The sequence below is a fragment of the Corynebacterium qintianiae genome, assembly GCF_011038645.2.
GTDB lineage: Bacteria > Actinomycetota > Actinomycetes > Mycobacteriales > Mycobacteriaceae > Corynebacterium > Corynebacterium qintianiae.
Genome location: NZ_CP064955.1, coordinates 1,265,431 through 1,286,371 on the forward strand (window position 1 = coordinate 1,265,431; position 20,941 = coordinate 1,286,371).

The window sequence follows — 20,941 nt, forward strand, 5'->3', positions numbered from 1 at the left end:
GGCTGGGTTCCGCATTCCGGAGGGGCGTGCCCGCGCGTTTGTTAGGATATGACGGAGTGTGGCTAGGCGCGCGGCGGCGGTAACGCCGTGAGCGGCCGGCATGAGTGGGAATGAGGGATTGGCAAGCGTGCGTGACCTAGTTGATACCACCGAGATGTACCTCCGGACGGTGTACGAGCTCGAGGAAGAAGGCATCGTGCCGATGCGCGCCCGCATCGTCGAACGCCTCGATCAGTCTGGCCCCACCGTGTCGCAGACGGTTGCACGCATGGAACGCGACGGACTCATTGTTGTCGAGGCGGACCGCTCCCTCTCCTTGACTGAAATCGGCCGCGAGCGCGCGACCGCTGTGATGCGCAAGCACCGCTTGGCCGAAAGACTGTTGACCGACGTTCTCCAGCTGGATCTCTCCCGCGTGCACGAAGAGGCGTGCCGCTGGGAGCACGTGATGAGCGAAGAGGTGGAGAAGCGTGTCGTCGCCGTCCTAGATAACCCCTACCGCTCCCCGTTCGGCAACCCGATCCCCGCGCTCGCTGAGCTGGGAGTGCAGGAGGACGCGGAGCTGGAGCACGGCACCCGCGCCAGCGACCTCGACCTGAGCTCGCCCGTTGAGGCTACCGTGGTGCAAATCAGCGAGATCTTGCAGCTCGACCTCCCGCAGTTTCGCGCGCTGCATACCGCAGGCATCCGCATCGGGGACGGAGTCACGTTGAGCCGTGGCGGTGACGGCGCCATCATCCTTTCGCCTCAGTCCGGTGAGGACGTTGTCCTTCGCGAGGATGTGGCGCACGCGTTCCGCGTCAACCCGGCGCCCCGCGACGAGCAATAGGAGAAGCACTGTGAAATTGGTAGTCACCGGTGGTGCCGGTTATGTGGGAAGCGTGTGCGCGGCGGTGCTTCTGGAGGCTGGCCACGAGGTCACCGTCATCGACGATTTCTCCACCGGCAACCGGGATGCGGTGCCGGCGGGCGCGACGCTGGTGGAAGGCTCCCTCGCCGACGTCATCGATGAGACTCTCGCCGGCGGCGATTTCGACGGCGTCCTGCATTTTGCCGCCCGCTCGCTCGTGGGCGAATCCATGGTCGTGCCGCACGAGTACTGGCGCGACAACATGGTGACCTCGCTCAAGCTTCTCGACGCGATGCGGACGCACCAGGTGGCGCAGCTCGTGTTCTCCTCTACCGCCGCCACCTACGGGGAGCCAGAGACGGTGCCGATCACCGAGGACATGCCCACACGTCCGACAAACCCGTACGGCGCGACGAAACTTTCCATTGACTACGCCATCACTTCCTACTGCCAGGCGTACGGGATGGGCGCGACCAGCCTGCGTTACTTCAATGTGGCCGGCGCCCACGATGCGATCGGTGAGAACCACAAGACCGAGACCCACCTCATCCCGCTGGTTCTCCAGGTCGCACTCGGGCACCGCGAGAAGATCATGATCTTCGGCGACGACTGGCCCACCAGCGACGGCACCTGTGTACGCGACTACATCCACATCCGAGACTTGGCGGACGCGCACGTGCTCGCACTAGAGACCAACGAGCCGGGCACGCACCGGATCTACAACCTGGGCTCCGGCGACGGTTATTCTGTGCGCGAGGTCATCGAGATGTGCAGAGAGGTCACCGGCCACCCGATCCCGGCCGAGGTCGCTCCCCGGCGCGCCGGCGACCCCGCCGTCCTTATCGCGTCGTCGGCCAAGATCCAGCGCGAGCTCGGTTGGAACCCGACGCGCACACACCTGCGGCGGATTGTGGAGGACGCCTGGGCATACACCTCTGAACTTGGCGAGCGTTCGCACGCCACCCGCGCGAGCCGGTAGCGATTGCCACCTTTAGGGCGCCGAAGCCGTCTCAATAGCCGCCCAGGACAGGGCGCACCCGGCCATTGCGTTCTCCGCCATCTGTTCCTGCAGCCCGTTGTGCAGCATCGTGAGCATCATTGCCGACAAGCTGTGGCCTGGCACCTCCTCCTGTGCACAGGTCAGTGCCACTACGGCCCACGAGCTCAGCTGGCGGGCAGTGGCAATGGTCGACCACAGGGCCAGCGCGTTTGCGCGGATGTCGCCGGGATAGGCCTTGGCAACCCACAGCAGTGCCGTCGCAGCGCGTAGCGGTGACGCCAGCGCATCGATCACCAGGATGTCCCTGCAGCGCTTATGGGACAGCATCGCGGCCAGCTCGACGGCGTCACCGGGGTTGCCGAAGACAGTTCGGTGCGGGTCGAGGTCAACCGGTTGCACCAGTGGCCGCTCCTCCGCCTCGTGCAGGATCATGCAACCCTCGGCCAAGATCTCCCTAACCTCCTCGTCCTTGGCGTCGCACAGCTTGGCCAGCTCGAGCCCGCGCTCGGTCGCGCGCTCTGGGTCGCAGTCCGGGTGCCGACGGGCCTTAGGGCCCCACGGTTCGAAGAAGCGGAAGGTGTCGGCGCGGTCCAGCTCGGGGAGGCCGCCGTTGTGCAGCAGGGGTTTCATCGACGGCGAGGACACGACGCTGGACACGGTGCCGGAGACCCAGTCGCGGCCCATGCCGTTTGCGGCAAGCTGCGCGGGGCTCGGTCCGAACACGATGGTGTACGGGGTGCCTTCGGCGATTTCGGAAACGTGCCAGCAGGCGTCGATAAGCGCGGTGCCCTCGTCGTCGGCGAACTGGAAAAGCAGCTCCTTCGTGTCCTCGACGAGTTTCGAGTTGGGGATGCGGCTGACGACGATGGCGTAGAAGGCGAAGCAGTCACCGCCGGGGGTGTCGGTGAGTACGGGGAGGATGTGGCGGGTGTGGGAGAGATCCGCGCGCATGACGGGGCCGAGCCTGGTAGTGCTGGTACCGTCGTCCGCCGAGTAGAGCCCGAGCACGACGGTGGATTCCTGGGGGTAGAACCCAAAGATTCCCGGCAGCGCCGCAATGATGTCTGATGGTCCGTTCAATGAGTCTGGTGTATGTGCCATGTACATGTTTGACGGGCGCGGGCCGGTCCCGGTTCCGCGCCATCCGCTTCGTAGCCGGGTTTCTGTGGATAAGCCGCGTTTATCCACAGAACACTGCGGGGGTCGTGGCATCGAGTACCCGCGTAGGGCAGAATGGAATGCTCGATGCGGGAATGTTTCCGCGCCCGGCTTTGTTGTTCGAAGCAATGATTAGATGGGTGAGAACAGCCCAGGGATGCAAAGGAGCGCAGATGGCGGACCAAGATCGTCACATGTATGAACTGGAGTACCCCGCCCCCGCCGTGGGGGACGGTCCTGCAGGGCCGACCCTCATTATTGCCATGCAGGGATACGCCGACGCCGGGCACGCGGTCGAAGGGGCGGCGGAACACCTCAAGGCCGCGCTCGAGTCGCGCACGGTAGCCACCTTCAGCAACGACGAGCTGATTGATTACCGCTCGCGCCGCCCCGTGGTCACTATGGCGCACAGCGAGATCACCAACATGGAAGATCTGCAGCTGGACATGCGTGTCTTGCGCGACACGGAGGGCCGATCCTTCCTGATGTTGTCCGGACCCGAGCCCGATTTGCGCTGGGAGGCGTTCAGCGAGGCCGTTGCGGACTTGGCCGACCGCTTCGACGTTGACCAAACTATCTGTCTCTACGCCGCGCCCATGGGCGCGCCGCACACCCGCCCCCTGGTGGTCTCCGCGCACGGCAATGACCGGGACATGGTGGGAACCATGTTCACCTTCGACGGGATGGTCACGGTGCCGGGTTCGGCCGCGATCATGATTGAACGCGAGCTGCACAAGCGCGGCCGCAAGGTCGCCGGCTACACCGCGCACGTGCCCCACTACGTGTCGGCCTCGCCGTACCCGAGCGCTACGTACCAGTTGCTGCAGTCGGTCTCCGATGCTTCCCAGTTGCAGTTCCCGCTGCGCTCCCTGGAGCGCGACATCCAGCGCGTCTCGCACCAGCTGTCGGAGCAGACAGTGTCTTCGCAGGAGATTTCCCAGGTCGTGGCCGCGCTCGAACAGCACTACGACTCGGAGATGCAGGAATACCGCGACCGGCACCCGAACGCGATGATGCCGGGTGAGTCCCAGATGCCCTCCGGCGAGGAGATCGGCGAGGCATTCGAGAACTTCCTGTCGGCTATCGGCGACCGCGACAACGACCACTTCGGCGAGCGTGCCCTTCCCTTCGGGGAGGACGTGGACAGTCGGCTGGCGGGCCACTACACCACCGATCTCTCCGACGCCTCAGACCTGGACGCGGATAAGCCGGACGCGGATGAGCCGGACCTGGACCCCGACGACGACCAGTAGGGCCTCGCATCGGCCCGGTCATGTCGCACCCGTGGGCTACGGTAGAGACCGTGACTCTCGCCGACATGCTCCCCGACCTCGCCGACGTCCCTGAATCGCTTTTCGACGAGGTGGTGTGGGACGCCTTCACCGCGTGGACCCGCGAGCGCGGAATCACCCTTTACCCCGCGCAGGAAGAGGCGTCTCTGGCGCTTTTGACCGGTGACAACGTCATCCTGGCCACTCCCACAGGCTCAGGGAAGTCGATGGTGGCCAACGCCGCGCACTTCATTGCCATGGCGCGCGGCCAGCGCACCTTCTACACGGCGCCGATCAAGGCGCTGGTGAGCGAAAAGTTCTTCGCCCTGTGCGAGATCTTCGGCGCGGAGAACGTGGGTATGATGACGGGTGACGCCACCGTCAACGGAAATGCCCCGATCATCGCGGCCACCGCGGAGATCGTGGCCAACATTGCCCTGCGCGAGGGCAAGAACGCGTCGATCGACCAAGTGGTGATGGACGAGTTCCATTACTACTCCGAGCCCGACCGCGGCTGGGCGTGGCAGGTTCCGCTGCTTGAACTGCCCAAAGCCCAGTTCCTGCTCATGTCCGCCACCCTGGGTGACACGAAATGGCTCGAGGACGACCTCACGGCGCGCACGGGGCGCACCACCACCTACGTCGGTGGGTCGCAGCGCCCGGTGCCGCTGGACTTCCACTACGTGTTCACTCCTGTGCACGAGACGCTCGAGGAGCTTATCGACGGTGGCAAGGCCCCCATCTACGTCGTCCACTTTTCCCAGCGCGAGGCCACGGAGAGAGCCCAGGCGCTCACGAGCATGAGCCTCGTCACCGCAGAGGAGAAGAAGCGCATTGCCGAGGAAATCGGGGACTTCCGCTTCACCACCACATTCGGCAAAACACTGTCCGGCCTTGTACGCCGCGGTATCGGTGTGCATCACGCGGGCATGCTGCCGAAGTACCGGAGGCTCGTGGAGAAGCTCTCGCAGACGGGCTTGCTGAAAATCATCTGCGGCACCGACACCCTCGGCGTGGGCATCAACGTGCCCATCCGCACCGTGTTGATGACGGGCCTGGCCAAGTACGACGGAACACGGCAGCGCATCGTGAAGTCCCGCGAGTTCCACCAGATTGCCGGCCGGGCGGGCCGCGCCGGGTACGACACCGAGGGCACCGTCGTGGTGGAGGCCCCGGAGCACGAGATCGAAAACGTCAAGCTGCGCCGCAAGGCGGGCGATGACCCGAAGAAACTGAAAAAGATCCGCAAGAAGTCGGCCCGCGACGGGGAGGTGTCGTGGTCCGAGAAGACGTTTGAGCGTCTCACCACCGCGGAGCCCGAGGAGCTGACGAGCCAGTTCCGGGTGTCCAACTCCATGCTGCTCAACGTCGTAGCCCGCCCAGGTGACGGCTATGAGCACGTGAAGGGGTTGCTGCGGGGCAACCACGACAGCCGGGCGAAGCAGAACCGGGACATCCTCACCGCCGTCGAGCTCTTCCGCGGGCTCATCACCGCTGGTGTGGTCGAGCGCACCCCGGACTCGCCGGCGATGCGCCCGTACACGCTTACGCGGGAGTTGGACCGGGACTTCGCCCTCAACCAACCGCTCTCCCCTTTCGCTCTGGCGTTTCTGTCTGTCCTTGACCCGGAATCCGAGACGTACACCCTCGACGTCATCTCCACCTTCGAGGCGATTTTGGATGACCCCCGCCAGCTGCTTCAGGCCCAGCAGTCCGCCGCCCGCGGTGAGGAGATCGCAGCGCTGAAAGCTGACGGGGTGGACTACACCGAGCGGATGGCGCTGATCGAGGACGTGACGTACCCCAAGCCGCTCGAGCCGGAACTGGAGGAGGCACTCGACACGTTCACCCAGGGCAACCCTTGGGCAAAGGAGTTCGAGCTCTCCCCGAAGTCGGTCGTGCGAGACATGATCGAGCATGCGATGACGTTTTCCGACCTCATCGCCACCTACGGCCTCGCCCGCTCCGAGGGCGTGATCCTGCGCTATCTCACGGACGCGTGGCGCACCCTGTCGCACTCCATCCCCGAGGCCTACCTTAGCGAGGAGCTCGCGGACATCATCGCGTGGCTGGGAGAGCTCGTCCGGCAGGTTGACTCCTCGCTTATCGACGAATGGGCCCACATGGCCGACGAGAACTTACCAATTACCCAGGAGGCGTTGGAGCGGGAGCTCGCGTTTGGTATCGAGGACCCGTCGGCGCTGACCGCGAACCGGCGCGCATTCCGTGTCATGGTGCGCAACTACTTCTTCCGCCTCGTCGAGCTTTTCGCTCTGGAGAAAGAGGACCAGCTGGAGGACATGGTGTCCTACCTTGATACGGATGATTACCCTGGGCGCGCCCCCGACTGGCCCGCGGAAATGGATCAGTACTTCGAGGAGTACGACGACCTCATCATCGACGCCGATGCGCGCGGACCCGAATACTTCCGGCTCACCGGAGAAGGTGGCCGGGAGTGGAGTGTGGTCCAGATTTTCAAGGACCCCGAGGGCGACAACGCTTTCCAGCTGCACGGTGTGGTCGACCTGGATGCTTCTGATGCGGCCGGGGAGGTTCGCCTCAGCCGCCTCGAGTTGAAAAAAGTTTAGTCTAACTAACAAATCCCCTTATGGGCGTACAGTACTGTCATAGGCATGAGCAATAAGGAGTACCGGCCGACGCTAGCGCAACTGCGCACCTTCGTCACCATCGCCGAAAACAAGCACTTCGGCACGGCCGCGAGCAAGCTCAACATCTCCCAGCCGTCGCTCTCCCAGGCGCTCGTAGCGCTGGAGACTGGCCTGGGGATTCAGCTCATCGAGCGCTCAACGCGCAAGGTGATAGTCACCCCCACCGGTGAGGAGCTTCTGCCGTTGGCGCGCGCCACGCTCGAGGCGGCCGAGGCCTTCGTCTCCCGCTCCCGCGGCGCCCTCGGGATACTGTCCGGGACACTGACCCTGGGTATTATCCCGACGCTCACCCCGTATATCCTGCCCGAGTTTCTCGAGAACGTCGGCGAGAACTACCCCAACCTCAAGCCGCTCATCGTCGAAGAGCAGACCGGGGCTCTGGTGGAGCAGCTTCGCGACGGCTCCATCGACGTAGCCGTCCTCGCGCTGCCCACCGGCTACCCCGGCATGCGCGAGACGGAGTTGTTCCGCGAGAAGTTCGTCATCGTCACTCCCGAGGGCCACCCTTTCGCGGGCCGCCACGATCTCACCCTTGATGCGCTGGGAGATCTGGAGCTCCTTTTGCTCGATGACGGCCATTGCCTCCGCGACCAGATCGTCGACTTGTGCCGGATCGCGCACGCCGGGCACCCCGGCAACGGGGAGTACTCCACCCGCGCCTCCTCGCTCACCACGATCATGCAGCTGGTCGTCGCCGGCCACGGTTCGACCCTGGTGCCGGAATCGGCGGTGGCCACAGAGTGTGTGCGGCCCGGCCTGGGTTTGGCGTCCTTCGACGCAAACGTCACCGCGGAGCGCACAATCGGTCTGGTCAGCCGACCGTCGTCAGCACGCGCCGCGGAGCACCACGCGCTGGGAGAGTTGATCACCCGGGCGCACGCGCGGGCCGTCGAAAAGGGAAAGCGCATGCTGGGCGGCTAGACTCGTTCGGCAGATATGAACGCTTCTTCGCACCCCTCCCGCGCCCAGCTATTTCAGCGGCTCGACGCCGTCCCGCTGTCCGACGTCCGACGCTTCACGCGTCGCCTGGACAAGGCCCGCGCCCCTGAGTCGCTGGCCGCGATCGCGGCGGACATCGACGCCGCAGCAGCCGCCGTCGAGACCCGCGCGGCCGGTATCCCCGACATCTCCTACCCGGAGCAGCTGCCGGTTTCCGCGCGCCGCGAGGACATCATGGGCCTCGTTCGCGATCACCAGGTCGTGGTCATCGCGGGTGAGACTGGTTCGGGCAAGACCACCCAGATTCCGAAGATGCTGCTCGAGCTGGGCCGGGGTCGGCGCGGGCTGATTGGCCACACGCAGCCGCGCCGCCTCGCGGCCCGCACCGTCGCGGAGCGCATCGCCGACGAGCTCGGCCAGAGCATCGGGGACTCTGTGGGTTACGCGATTCGTTTCGATGACCGCGTGTCCCCCACCACCGCCGTCAAGCTCATGACGGACGGCATCCTGCTCGCCGAGATGCAGCGCGACCGATTCTTGAACGCCTACGACACGATCATCATCGACGAGGCCCACGAACGCTCGCTCAACATCGATTTTCTTCTCGGTTACCTCAAACGACTGCTGCCGAAGCGGCCGGACCTGAAGGTGATTATCACCTCGGCCACGATCGACCCGGAGCGCTTCGCCGGGCACTTCGCCGACGCTGAGGGCAAACCGGCCCCGATCATCGAGGTCTCCGGGCGCACCTACCCGGTGGAGATCCGGTACCGCCCGCTGGTGGAGAACGCCAACGGCAAGGACGTGGACATCGACATGATCGACGGCGTTGTCTTGGCCGTCGAGGAGCTGATGAAGGAGGGAAACGGCGACATTCTGTGCTTTCTCGCTTCGGAGCGCGACATCCGCGACTGCATGGAGGCGATTGAGAAGAAGCGCTGGCGTGGTGTGGAAGTCACTCCCCTGTTTGGTCGTCTCTCCAACGCGGAGCAGCACCGGGTGTTCTCCCCCCACACGGGCCGACGTATCGTACTGTCCACCAACATCGCTGAGACGTCGCTCACGGTGCCCGGCATCCACTACGTGGTGGACACGGGCCTGGCGCGCATCTCCCGATACTCCACCCGCACAAAGGTGCAACGCCTGCCCATCGAGGAGATCTCCCAGGCTTCCGCCAACCAGCGCTCCGGCCGCTCGGGCCGCGTCGCTGACGGCATCGCAATCCGCCTCTACTCGGAGGAGAACTTCAACGCGCGGCCGGAGTTCACCGACCCGGAGATTCTGCGCACGAACCTCGCCAGCGTCATTCTGCAGATGATCTCGCTGCGGCTCGGCGACATCAGCGAGTTCCCCTTCCTCCAACCACCGGACCCGAAGTCCATCCGAGACGGTCTGTTGGTGCTGCACGAGCTCGGGGCCATCTCGGACAAGGAGCGCGACGGGGCACCGGTGCTCACCGGCATCGGCCGCGACATCAGCCGTATCCCGGTCGACCCGAAGATGGCGCGCATGCTCGTCGAAGCCAACCGGTTCGGCGTGCTCGACGACGTCACGGTCATCGTCTCCTACATGACCATCCAGGACGTGCGCGAGCGCCCGCTCGAGTTCCAGGCTCAGGCCGACCAGGCCCACGCCCGCTTCAAGGACTCCGCCTCCGACTTCGCCTCCGCGCTGAAGCTGTGGGATTACATCAACGAGTCCCGTGACGAGCTGACTGGCAACGCCTTCCGCAAGCGGATGAAGCGCGAGTACCTGCACTACATGCGCATCCGCGAGTGGTACGACCTGGTGCGTCAGCTCCGCGACGTCGAGAAGCAGCTGGGTTGGTCGCGCGCCGAGAATGTGGCGGGCGAGCGCGACTCGGACGCGATCCACAAGTCGCTGCTGACGGGCCTGCTGTCCAACATCGGCGTACGCGACGGCAACTCGAAAGAGTTCCAGGGCACGCGCGGCACCCGATTTCTTGTGTTCCCCGGCTCCTTGCTGTCGAAGAAGCCGCCAGAGTTCCTCATGGCCGCCGAGCTGGTGGAGACGTCCCGGTTGTGGGCGCGCGACGTCGCCAAGATCCAGCCCGAGTGGGTGGAGAAGGCAGCGGGTGAACTGCTGAAACACAGCTATTCTGAGCCGGTGTGGTCACGCAAGCGCTCGGCTGCGATGGTGCACCAAACGTCGCTGCTGTACGGTCTGCCGATTGTGCGCGACCGCCTCGTGCCCTACCACCGCGTCGACGCGGACGGGGCGCGCAACATGTTCATCCGCCACGCCCTCATCGGCGGCGATTGGAACCGCCACCACAAGTTCATCGAGCACAACGAGGCTTTGCTCGCCGACGCCGCTACCGTAGAAGACAAGGTCCGCCGCCGCGGCCTCGTCGTGGATGAGGACACGCTGTTCGACTTCTACGATTCCCGTCTGCCCGCAGACGTGACCACCGCGCGCCACTTCGACTCGTGGTGGAAGAAGAAGCGCCACGAAGACGCGTCTTTCCTCGACTTCGACCCGGACGAACTTGTCAGTGACACCGTCGATGCCTCCGACGCCTCCTTCCCCGCCGTGTGGCGCCAGGGTTCCATCGACTACGCGCTGCGCTACACGTTCGAGCCCGGCGACCCGTTCGACGGCGTCACCGTCGAGGTTCCCGTCCCGCTGTTGGCGGGTTTCTCAGCGGAGGGCTTCGACTGGCTCGTGCCAGGGTTGCGCCTTGAGCTGGTTACCGAGCTGATTCGGACTCTGCCGAAAGCTTTGCGACGCTCCGTCGTCCCAGCGCCAGACTTCGCAGCCATGGCACTGCCCAAGCTCGCACCATTCGCCGCGCCCTTGTCCGATGAACTCGCGGCCGCGCTGCGCTCCGTCGGCGGCGCCGGCATCAACGCGTCCGACTTCCGCCCGTCGGCGCTGCCCGACCACCTCAAGGTGACGTTCGCCGCGATCGATAAGCGCGGTGGCGTCCTTGACCACGACAAAGACCTGGCGGAACTCAAGCGACGCCAGGCCGGGAAGATACGCTCGTCGGTGTCCAAAGCGGGGCGCACCACGGAGACGGCGGCCGCGAAGAAGTGGACGGCGGACACTCTGGGGACCGTGCCGGAGACGGTGGCTGCGAAGATCGAGGGCAACGAGGTCGACACCTACCCCGCGCTCGAAGCTACGCCCGATGGCGTCAAAGTCACCGTCCACCCGACGAAGGCGGCGGCGGACGCGTCGATGGTGACGGCAACGCTGACGCTGCTCCTGCGGGAGATCACCGTCAATCAGGGCCAGATGACGAAGGGCTTGCCGTTGCGTCACAAGGTCGCAGTGGACCATTATCCCCACGGAGGCGCGGCCGGTCTCGTCGAGGACGCTCGCGTTGCCACCATCCGCGATCTTATGTTCGCGGCCGGCGGGCCGGTGCGATCACCGGAGGAGTTCGACGCGCTGGTGAAGGAAGTCAAGCCGAAGGTCCCCTCAGCTGTGCGACAGAAAGTGGTCGCCCTCGCCCCGGCGCTGGTGGAATACGCGAACATATCTCAGGAGCTGGAGAAGTGGAGTGGGCCTGCGATCGATGACATGCGCGGGCAGCTGAGATTCTTTTTGCCGCCCCACGCGGTCACTATCCACGGGATGGAGCACCTGCAGCACGTTCCCCGCTACATCGCCGCCATGCGTATCCGCCTCGACGACATGACCTTAGACCCCGACCGCGACGCCGACCGTCAAGACGCTGTCGCGTCCACCCACGCCTATCTGGACACTAAGTTGCGGTCGCTTCCCCCGGGGCGCGAGAAGACGCGGGCGGTCAAGGACATACTGTGGCGGATTCAAGAGTTGCGGGTCAGTCTGTTCGCACAGCGTCTAGGCACGCCCAAGCCCGTGAGTCAGCGGCGGGTGGAGAAAATGATCGACACCCTCGCGTAGTGCTCGTCAACGCGAAGCCGTGGGCCGGCACTAGAAGGCGTCGCGGTCTCGGCGACGCATGAGGCGGATCTCGGATTCGAAGTCGTCGGCAGATTCGAAAGATTTGTACACGGAGGCGAAACGCAGGTACGCCACCTCATCGAGCGCCCGCAACGGCTCGAGGACGGCCAGCCCGACGTCGTTCGCATTAACCTGAGAACTCCCCTGGCCACGCACCGTTTCCTCCACTTGTTGAGCGAGGCGTTTGAGCGCATCATCCGAAACATCCCGGCCTTGGCACGCGCGGCGCACGCCACTGATCAGTTTGTCCCGGTCGAAGGGCTCGCTCACCCCGTTGCGCTTAACCACCATGAGAATAGCCTTCTCCACGGTAGTGAACCGGCCGCCGCAATCCGAACACTCGCGTCGGCGGCGGATAGCGGATCCCGCATCAATCACGCGGGAATCGAGCACCCGCGACTGTTCGTGATGGCAAAACGGGCAGTGCATGGCTAAAATCCTACTCCCGCTCACCCTCAACCAGCCTAACGAGCGTGAGCGGTTACATTCTCCACCGTAGAAACTTCGGGGTGTATTGCAGCATCACCGGAGAACGCACCGCCGGCGGCCGAACCGAGGATGAGTGCCAGTCCGAGTGCCGCACCCATAAAAACGTTTGCACGGTTTTCGTGGCGAGTTTCGAACGCTTCCTCCCGCGTGGGGCGTAGCCCTATTTCACCGAGCGGACGGCGCTCACGATTTCGAGAGCCCGGTTCCAGCGTTCGAACATGGACCGCCTTTCGCGCGGCGGGTGCCGATGCCGGAAGGTCCCACATGTCGGCCGGAAGAGTGCGCAGTAAGGCCGGCCCCTCGGACGTCGGTGCTGTATAAACGCGTTCAAGCTGAATGGTCATTGTCGTCTCCTTTGTTGTCTGCCCTTATTGTACGAGCGGGTCGGACACCGTCGAACACTTAACCGTTCACATGTTCGATTCCGCCTCTGTGTTCGATTTATAGCACCGGCAAAGCTCGTTGTCCAGAGGAGCGACGAAAATGTCGAACAAACTTGCCACTTCTGGTAGTTTTGCAGGCGCAGCATGAAACACGCCGTCAACGGCAACACGAGGAGCACCGATGCCACGCAAGAAAGACAATCCGAACAATCTCGATATGAGTGTCCTGTCCGACAGACAGCGGCGCATCCTGGAGGTCATTCAGGACGCAGTGGTCCTGCGGGGTTACCCGCCAAGCATCCGGGAGATCGGTGACGCCGCCGGCTTGCAGTCCACGTCCTCCGTCGCTTACCAGCTCAAGGAGCTGGAGAAGAAGGGCTTCTTGCGCCGCGATCCGAACAAGCCGCGCGCTGTGGATCTCCGCCACCTCCCCGACTCCGCCGCGCCGTCGCGGAAGGTGAAGCCGAAGTCGGAGCCAACCCCGGAGGAGGCCTCCCAGCCACGCTTCGTCCCGGTCGTGGGACAAATTGCCGCGGGCTCGCCAATCCTCGCCGAGGAGAACATCGACAACTACTTCCCCCTGCCGCAGGAGCTGCTCGGCGAGGGCGAGCTCTACATGCTGCAGGTTGTGGGTGAGTCCATGCGCGACGCCGGCATCCTCGACGGCGACTGGGTTGTGGTGCGCTCCCAGCCGGTTGCGGAGGAGGGCGAGTTTGTCGCCGCGCTTTTGGACGGCGAAGCGACTGTCAAGGAGTTCCACAAGGACTCCACCGGCGTCTGGCTGCTCCCCCATAATGACGCTTTCTCCCCGATAAAGGGGGACGAGGCTGAGATCATGGGCCGCGTAGTTTCCGTTTTCCGCACCCTGTAGCGCCCTGCTACGCCCGTTCGCTAACCCCGGTCGGGGGCGAGCGGGCGCAATCTCACTTAACCGGGCATGTTTCTTTTGGAACAATGGCATGCGGTTCCTCCCGCCCCCTGCCCCCTTCAAGGACTGCCTGAGTATGTACGCAGAAGAACGCAGACGCCAGATCGCGTCGTTGACCGCGGTCGAGGGCCGCGTCAACGTTACCGAGCTGGCTGAGAAGTTCGACGTGACCGCCGAGACAGTCCGGCGCGATCTTGCCGTGCTCAATCGCGAGGGAGTGGTGCACCGGGTGCACGGCGGCGCCGTGGCCAGCCAGTCGTATCTCACCACCGAGTTCCCGCTCGACGCCCGATCCCGTTCCGCGTCCGCCGCAAAGTCCACTATTGCGCGGGCTGCCCTGAAATACCTCCCCGGTCAGTCCGAGGGCGGGATCTTCCTCGACTCCGGCACGTCCATCAACGCGTTTTCCAGCCTGCTGGCCTCGGACCCGCGGGCGCGTTCGTGGCCGATCGTAACTAACTCTCTGCCTATCGCCCTGGAGCTTTCGACCTCGGGCCTGCCTCACGTTCAGCTTCTGGGCGGGTCGGTCCGCGCAATCACCCAAGCAGTTGTCGGTGCCACCGCGCTGCGCTCCCTCGCGCTCATGCGCGCCGACGTCGCCTTCATCGGCACCAACGCGCTGAGTGTCGACCACGGCCTGTCCACCGCCGACGCCCAAGAGGCAGCGATTAAATCGGCGATGGTCACCAACGCCCGCACCGTCGTCGTGCTGTGCGACTCCACGAAGCTGGGCAACGATTACCTCGTCAGCTTCGCATCACTTGACGAGGTCGATGTCGTCATCACAGACTCAGCGGCACCGTCGTCCTTCGTCACCGAGCTCACTGAGCTCGGCATCGAGGTTGTCACCGCGGAGCCCTAGAAGCGCAAAAAACGCGCACGCTATTGCCCACCCGGGCACAATCGGACATAATTGGGGGTAGCCCGACCATGAGGAGCCCGCACCGTGATCATCACATTCACCCCCAATCCCAGCATCGATGCCACACTCGAGCTGGACTCGTTTGAGAAGGGCGGGGTCAACCGCACGATCAGTGCCCGCCGGGAAGCCGGGGGCAAGGGAATCAACGTGTCCCACGCCTGCGCAAACGCCGCACACGACACTCTCGCGATCGCGCCGTGCGGCCCCACGGACCCGTTCTCCCTGCTCTGCCGCAACGCGGGGATCCCGCTGCGCGCCGTCTCCATCGAAGGCGCTATCCGCACCAACACCACGCTGACTGAACACGACGGTGAGACAACCAAAGTCAACGAGACCGGCCCAATGCTCAGCGATGACGACGTCGAGCGCATTACCGACGTGCTCGTCGCCACGGTGGCCGAGTCGCGCACCGACGCCGTAGTCATGGCCGGCTCGCTACCCCCCAGTGCGCCTGCGGAGTGGTACGCCATCCTTGCCGCCCGGCTTCGCAAAGCGTGTCCCGGAGCGGTAATCGCGGTGGACACCTCTGACGAGCCGCTCATCTCTCTGGGCAAGCACCTGACCACCGCCGCGCCCGACGTAATCAAACCCAACGCGTTCGAACTCGCCCAGCTCACCGGCGCCGACGGCGAGCAGCTGGAAGATCAGGCGGCGCGGGGGGACTACACCGAGATAGTGCGCTCGGCGCGCGAGCTCGTCCACGCGGGCGTGAGGGAGGTTTTGGTCACGCTCGGTGCTTCCGGAGCGTGCCTGATCACCCGCGACGCCGCCTGGGCCGCGACCCCACCGCCGGTCACACCGCGCTCCACAGTGGGCGCGGGCGACTCTGCGCTGGCCGGCTACATTATGGCCCGCGTCGCGGGCGAAGAACTCCCCGATTGCCTGCGCCGCAGCGTCGCCTACGGTTCCGCCGCCGCCGCCAAACCCGGCACCGGAATACCCGCACCCGACGAAATTGACTTGGAGAACACGCTCGTCGTTTCTATCCCCGCAACATCAAAGGAACTGCCATGAACCAACTCATCACCCCGGAGCTCGTCGGACTCGACGTGGACTTCGGCGCCTCGCCCGGCGAGGTCATTGCCCGCCTGGCCGATCTCGTTCACGACGCAGGCAGGACGAACGACCCCGCGCAGCTCGCAGCAGACGCCGCAGCGCGCGAGGAGAAGGCGGGAACGGGAGTGCCCGGGCGCGTCGCCATTCCGCACACCCGCACGTCTGCAGTGACCGAACCCACGCTGGCGTTCGCGCGCCTGTCCCGCCCGGTGGACTTCTCCGGCCCGGACGGTGACACCGACCTGGTCTTCCTGATAGCCGCCCCCGAAGGCGGCGGTAAAGAGCACCTGAAGATTCTGTCTACGTTGGCCAGGGCCCTGGTGCGTGGGGAGTTCGTCGATAAGCTGCGCGCGGCGGCGACGCGGGAGGAAGCCGTTGAGATCATCCTCGCTGTAGTTAGCGCCCCGAAGAAGACACAGCCTGCCGCAACCGCGAAGAAGTACCGCATTGCGGTTGTCACCTCGTGCCCGACCGGCATCGCCCACACCTACATGGCGGCGGACGCGCTGGCCCAGGCGGCGCAGAACCGCGACGACGTGGAGCTGCGGGTCGAACCGCAGGGCTCCTCGGGTTACGAGCCACTTGACAGTGACTTCATCAGCGGAGCCGACGCCGTCATCTTCGCCCACGACGTCGCCGTGCGCAGCAAGGGGCGGTTCGCGGGCAAGCCGGTTGTGGATGTGCCGGTCAAGCAGGGCATCAATAAGCCAGCCGAGCTTATCGACGCCGCCGTCCACGCCGCCGAAAACCCCGACTCCCCCACTGTCGCCGGCGGCTCGTCCGAAGACGACGCATCGGCGGGTGCGGGCGAATCTTGGCCGAAACGCATCCAGCAGGCGGTGATGACGGGCGTGTCCTACATGGTTCCGTTCGTCGCCGCCGGCGGCCTGCTGCTCGCGCTCGGTTTCCTCGTGGGCGGGTACGACATGGCCAACGGGTGGCAAGCTCTGGTGACCAACTTCTCGCCGACGAACCTGCCCGGCAACCAGGTCACTGTCGACGGCGAGTTGATGACGTTCGAGCGCTCCGGGTGGCTGCTCTACCTCGGCGCGGTGCTGTTTGCCACGGGACAGATGGGCATGGGCTTCGTCGTGTCCGCCCTATCCGGCTACATAGGCTACGGCCTGGCGGGACGCCCCGGTATTGCCCCGGGTTTCATCGGCGGCGCGATCTCCGTGTTGCTGGGCGCCGGTTTCATTGGCGGCCTGGTCACCGGCATCGTAGCCGGCGTGGTCGCCTACTGGATTCAGTCGTGGACGGTGCCGCGCTGGCTGGGCTCGCTCATGCCGGTCGTCATCATCCCTCTGCTGACCTCGCTGTTCATCGGTCTTCTGATGTTTCTCCTGCTCGGCCGACCACTCGGTGCGATCATGGTCGGCCTCGAGGGTTGGTTGGAATCCATGAGCGGGTCGTCTGCCGTCTTGCTCGGAGTGATCATCGGGCTGATGATGTGTTTCGACCTCGGCGGGCCCGTGAACAAGGCCGCCTACTTGTTCGGCACCGCGGGCTTGTCCGCGGGCACGGAGGCCAGTTTCCAGATCATGGCGGCCGTCATGATCGCGGGCATGGTGCCTCCGATCGCGCTGTCCATAGCGACATTCCTGCGCGCGAAGCTGTTCACCCCGGCAGAACAGGAAAACGGCAAATCCGCCTGGCTGCTCGGATTGTCCTTCGTCTCGGAGGGAGCGATCCCGTTCGCGGCGGCCGACCCGCTGCGCGTCATCCCGTCAATGATGCTCGGCGGCGCAACTGCGGGCGCGGTGTCGATGGCGTTGGGCACCGGTGTGCAGGCGCCTCACGGCGGCATCTTCGTCATCTTCGCGTACGACCCGTGGTGGGGGATGTTCGCCGCGCTCGCAGCAGGCGTCGTGGTGGCGACAGCTGCGGTGCTCGCCGCGAAGCAGTTGTGGCCCAATAAGGCTATCGAGCGGGCCGCCGCGGCTGAGTCGCCTGCCCCGCAGCCCGCGTCCACGTAGACTTGTCATACCCGAACGAAAGGATTTTTCTGATGGCAACCAAGACTGTGAAGGTTGGATCCACCGTTGGCCTGCACGCGCGCCCGGCGACGATTATCGCCGACGCCGCCGGTGAATACGACGAGGAGGTCGTGCTCACCCGAGTCGGCGACGACGAGGACGACGAGACCGACGCCGCGTCCTCGCTCATGATCATGGCAATGGGTGCGGAGTTCGGCGACGAGGTCACCGTCACCTCCGACAACGCTGAGGCTGTAGACAAGATCGCCGCCTTGATCGAGCAGAACCTCGACGCGGAGTAAGGGCTTCTAACCAGCCCTGTTGTACTGGCCTTCGCCGATCGTGGCGAAGGCCCATTTCATGAGCGGGTAGGCCACGATGATGCCCACCGAACCCAGGGCGATCCCGTTGAATTCGATGGAACCGAGCGTCAGCGAGAGGTCGCCAATACCCACGATGAGCGCCACGGCGGCCGTAATCAAGTTAACGGGGTTGGTGAGATCCACTCGGTTGTCCTGCCAGATGCGTACGCCCAGCATGCCGATCAACCCATAGAGCACCAGGCACGCGCCGCCGAGCACGCCGACGGGGATGCTAAACACCACCGCGCCGAACTTCGGGATAAAAGCCAGCACGATGGCGAACAGGGCAGCCACCCAATACGCGGCGGTGGAATACACCTTCGTTGCCGCCATGACACCGATATTTTCGGCGTAGGTGGTGGTGCCCGAGCCGCCGAATCCGCCGGCGAGTGTGGTGGCGAGCCCGTCGCCGATGAGCGCCCGGCCCTGGTAATCGTCGAGGTCGCGATTGGTCATTTCACCGACGGCCTTGACGTGCCCGACGTTCTCCGCAATCAGCACCACCAGCACCGGCAGGGTAACCAGCACCGCGGAGAGGTGGAACTCAGGGGTGTGGAACTGCGGGAGGCCAAGCCACGGGGCGGCGGAAATCGACCGCACCGCGTCGTCAGACAGACCACCGCTCAACCACGTCGCAACCCAGCCGGCGATGACGCCAACGAGGATGGACAGGCGAGAAAACAACCCGCGCACCGCGACCGTGAACAACGCGATGGTCAGCAGCGTCACCGCCGCCACTCCGGGCTGGGCCTCGACGTTGGCCACGGCCGTCGGCGCGAGGTTGAAACCGATAAGCGCGACAATGGCGCCGGTGACCACCGGGGGCATCACGGCGTCGATAAGCTTTCTGCCCGCTGCCTGCACCAGAGCTCCGATGGCGACGAGCGCGAGGCCCGTGACCAGCACCCCGCCGAGCTGGGCGCCCACCCCGTACTGCTGCGACGCGGTCAGAGGCGCGATAAAGGCGAACGACGACCCGAGGTAGCTGGGCAGCTTGTTGCGGGTGAGCAACAGGAAGATGATCGTGCCCAGGCCGGAAAACAGCAGCGTCGTGTTCACCGGGAAACCGGTCAGCGTGGGCACGAGCAGCGTGGCGCCGAACATGGCCACGACGTGCTGCATACCGATGGCCACGGTGCGCGGCCAACTCAACCTCTCGTCGGGGGCGACAACCGCGCCGGGCATGACGCGGCGGCCGTCACCGTGGAGGGTCCATCCGTAAGTGTTATTCACGGATGGTCATTGTCGCCCAGTGCCTAGCTCACCACAAACTCGGCGTACTGCTCGGCGATGACGTGGGGCAGGCGGACGTCGATAAGCGTGCCGTCCTCCTCGTAGGACTCGCTGCGCACGGTGCCCTCGTCGTGGACGCGGCTGACCACGTCGCCGCGGGTGAACGGCACGAGCAGCTGCACGTGGGCCTCGACGCTGTTGAGGTGCATCTCAATCTTGGCCTCGAGTTCCTTGATGCCCTGCCCCGTGTGCGCGGAAACGAACACGACGTCGTGGCCGCTGCTGTCGAAGGCGTGGCGCAGCTCAGCGAGCACGACCGGGTCAGCCTGGTCAATCTTGTTCACCACGACGATTTCCGGGGGGATCTTTTCGCCCGATTCGCGGGTGACGTCGGAGAGGACCTTGTTTACGGCCTCGATCTGCTTCAGCGGGAAAGCGTCCGAGCCGTCGACGACGTGCAGCATGAGGTCGGCGTTGGTGACTTCTTCCAGCGTGGACTTGAAGGCCTCAACGAGCTGGGTCGGCAGGTGGCGCACGAAGCCGACGGTGTCGGTGAGCACGACGTTGCGGCCGTCCGCGAGCTGGGCTTTGCGTGTCGACGGATCCAGGGTGGCGAACAGCGCGTCCTCAACCAGCACGCCGGCGTTGGTCATCGCGTTGATTAGCGAGGACTTGCCCGCGTTGGTGTACCCGGCGATCGCGATCTTCGGTGTTGTCGAGCGCTGGCGCTGCGCGCGCTTGACCTCGCGCGCCGTCTTCATTCCGCGCAGCTCGTGGCGCAGCTTCGCCATATCGGTGCGCAGGCGGCGGCGGTCCGCCTCGATCCGGGTCTCACCGGGGCCGCGCAGACCGACGCCGCCGTTCGAACCGGCGCGGCCGCCCGCCTGACGCGACAGGTTGCCGCCCCAACCACGGGTGCGCGTGTACAGGTATTCCATCTGCGCGAGGCTGACCTGCGCCTTGCCTTCCTTGCTCTTCGCGTGCTGGGCGAAGATGTCCAGGATGAGCATGGTGCGGTCGATCACCTTGACCTTCAGCGCCTCCTCCAGCGCAACCAGCTGGCCCGGGGAAAGCTCGCCGTCGAAGACGACGGTGTCGGCGCCGGTGGCGACGACAATCTCGCGCAGCTCCTTGACCTTGCCCGAACCGATGTAGGTGCCCGGGTCCGGCTTGTCGCGCTTCTGGTACAGAAGCTCCACCACGTCCGCGCCAGCCGTCTCCGCGAGCGCGGCCAGCTCGAGCATGTTGGCCTCCATCTCGGCCGTGGTCCCCTCAATCCACGCGCCGACGAGGATGACCTGCTCCAGACGCAACTTGCGGTACTCGACCTCGAAACCCTCGGCCTGGTCCTCGGAGCGAAGCTCCGTCTCTAGGGTCACGCGGCGAAAAGCGTTGCGCTCCGCTAGGTCTAGGGCGCCGACGGTGGGTTCCCCGTCCCCTCCTTTGGCGGGTTGCGGCGTGTTGTGCCTGAACGCGCGGGCGAGGAGTTCGTCGTGGGTGAGTTCTGCGGGTGTTGTTTTCGTCATTGAGTCCTTAGTCTATCGAGTTCTTCAGTCTGTTACGTATTCAACGCCGCGGCGCTGGCTTTTCTTCCCGCGTGCTCAGTCTGGAGTGCTCGCTTTACGACGCCCAATCTACGTTTCCCCAGGTCACCTTTGTGCCGGAAACCCAGACTGAGCACTCCAGACCGAGCACTCCGAACCGAGCACGCACAAGGTTTCAGTCCCCCACCCCCGCGCGGGTACACT

Annotated in this window: 16 protein-coding genes; 11 read left to right on the forward strand and 5 right to left on the reverse strand. The window is 65.0% G+C overall.

All coding sequences use genetic code 11. The annotated features are described in order from the left end of the window. Nucleotides 1-127: 127 nt before the first annotated feature. Together G7Y29_RS06275 and galE are read left to right on the forward strand one after the other, a co-directional pair. Nucleotides 128-829: a metal-dependent transcriptional regulator gene (locus tag G7Y29_RS06275; RefSeq protein WP_165003816.1), complete on the forward strand. Its 702-nt coding sequence runs from the start codon at nt 128-130 to the stop codon at nt 827-829. Nucleotides 830-839: 10 nt separating this feature from the next. Further along, the gene (gene galE / locus G7Y29_RS06280; protein WP_165003814.1) at nt 840-1,829 is read left to right on the forward strand and encodes a UDP-glucose 4-epimerase GalE; all 990 of its coding nucleotides are present in this window, start codon (nt 840-842) and stop codon (nt 1,827-1,829) included. A gap of 12 nt (nt 1,830-1,841) precedes the next feature. Here galE and G7Y29_RS06285 read toward each other — a convergent pair whose 3' ends face one another. Further along, nucleotides 1,842-2,930 (reverse strand): DUF4192 domain-containing protein, encoded by a 1,089-nt coding sequence (locus tag G7Y29_RS06285; RefSeq protein ID WP_165003812.1) that lies wholly within the window; start codon nt 2,928-2,930, stop codon nt 1,842-1,844. A gap of 251 nt (nt 2,931-3,181) precedes the next feature. Between G7Y29_RS06285 and G7Y29_RS06290 the strand changes: the two genes are divergently transcribed. The 4 genes from G7Y29_RS06290 to hrpA all read left to right on the forward strand — a co-directional run bounded on the left by G7Y29_RS06290 (nt 3,182) and on the right by hrpA (nt 11,784). Beyond that, a complete protein-coding gene (locus G7Y29_RS06290; RefSeq protein ID WP_165003810.1) occupies nt 3,182-4,261 on the forward strand; it encodes a PAC2 family protein in 1,080 nt (359 codons plus the stop codon). 65 nt (nt 4,262-4,326) lie between these two features. Next, on the forward strand, nt 4,327-6,867 hold the full coding sequence (locus G7Y29_RS06295) for a DEAD/DEAH box helicase (RefSeq protein ID WP_196820206.1): 2,541 nt from the start codon (nt 4,327-4,329) through the stop codon (nt 6,865-6,867). A 45-nt stretch (nt 6,868-6,912) separates the two neighbouring features. After that, on the forward strand, nt 6,913-7,869 hold the full coding sequence (locus G7Y29_RS06300; protein WP_165003806.1) for a hydrogen peroxide-inducible genes activator: 957 nt from the start codon (nt 6,913-6,915) through the stop codon (nt 7,867-7,869). A 15-nt stretch (nt 7,870-7,884) separates the two neighbouring features. Then, nucleotides 7,885-11,784 carry an ATP-dependent RNA helicase HrpA gene (hrpA, locus tag G7Y29_RS06305; RefSeq protein ID WP_165003805.1) on the forward strand — a complete coding sequence of 1,300 codons (3,900 nt, stop codon included), beginning with the start codon at nt 7,885-7,887 and terminating at the stop codon, nt 11,782-11,784. Between the two features lie 30 nt (nt 11,785-11,814). On the opposite strand, the gene nrdR is transcribed toward hrpA, so the two are convergent. Together nrdR and G7Y29_RS06315 are read right to left on the reverse strand one after the other, a co-directional pair. Further along, the gene (gene nrdR, locus G7Y29_RS06310) at nt 11,815-12,273 is read right to left on the reverse strand and encodes a transcriptional regulator NrdR (RefSeq protein ID WP_165003804.1); all 459 of its coding nucleotides are present in this window, start codon (nt 12,271-12,273) and stop codon (nt 11,815-11,817) included. Nucleotides 12,274-12,308: 35 nt separating this feature from the next. Then, complete coding sequence (locus G7Y29_RS06315) at nt 12,309-12,677, reverse strand: hypothetical protein (RefSeq protein WP_165003802.1); 369 nt, start codon at nt 12,675-12,677, stop codon at nt 12,309-12,311. A 220-nt stretch (nt 12,678-12,897) separates the two neighbouring features. Here G7Y29_RS06315 and lexA point away from each other — a divergent pair, with 220 nt between their 5' ends. The 5 genes from lexA (at nt 12,898) to G7Y29_RS06340 (ending at nt 17,900) form a co-directional block, all read left to right on the forward strand. After that, complete coding sequence (lexA, locus tag G7Y29_RS06320) at nt 12,898-13,587, forward strand: transcriptional repressor LexA (RefSeq protein WP_165003800.1); 690 nt, start codon at nt 12,898-12,900, stop codon at nt 13,585-13,587. Nucleotides 13,588-13,720: 133 nt separating this feature from the next. Then, nucleotides 13,721-14,506, forward strand: coding sequence for a DeoR/GlpR family DNA-binding transcription regulator (locus tag G7Y29_RS06325; RefSeq protein ID WP_165003798.1), 786 nt, complete (start codon nt 13,721-13,723; stop codon nt 14,504-14,506). An 84-nt stretch (nt 14,507-14,590) separates the two neighbouring features. Beyond that, a complete protein-coding gene (locus tag G7Y29_RS06330) occupies nt 14,591-15,580 on the forward strand; it encodes a 1-phosphofructokinase family hexose kinase (RefSeq protein ID WP_165003796.1) in 990 nt (329 codons plus the stop codon). After that, nucleotides 15,577-17,598, forward strand: coding sequence for a PTS fructose transporter subunit IIABC (locus G7Y29_RS06335; RefSeq protein ID WP_165003794.1), 2,022 nt, complete (start codon nt 15,577-15,579; stop codon nt 17,596-17,598). Before G7Y29_RS06330 ends, G7Y29_RS06335 begins: the two co-directional genes overlap by 4 nt. 32 nt (nt 17,599-17,630) lie before the next feature. Beyond that, a complete protein-coding gene (locus G7Y29_RS06340) occupies nt 17,631-17,900 on the forward strand; it encodes an HPr family phosphocarrier protein (RefSeq protein WP_165003792.1) in 270 nt (89 codons plus the stop codon). Between the two features lie 6 nt (nt 17,901-17,906). Here G7Y29_RS06340 and G7Y29_RS06345 read toward each other — a convergent pair whose 3' ends face one another. Together G7Y29_RS06345 and hflX are read right to left on the reverse strand one after the other, a co-directional pair. Next, entirely contained in the window at nt 17,907-19,193 is a 1,287-nt protein-coding gene (locus tag G7Y29_RS06345; RefSeq protein WP_249399710.1) for a uracil-xanthine permease family protein, read from the reverse strand. Nucleotides 19,194-19,216: 23 nt separating this feature from the next. Further along, nucleotides 19,217-20,719, reverse strand: coding sequence for a GTPase HflX (gene hflX / locus G7Y29_RS06350; protein ID WP_165003790.1), 1,503 nt, complete (start codon nt 20,717-20,719; stop codon nt 19,217-19,219). Nucleotides 20,720-20,941: the final 222 nt, after the last annotated feature.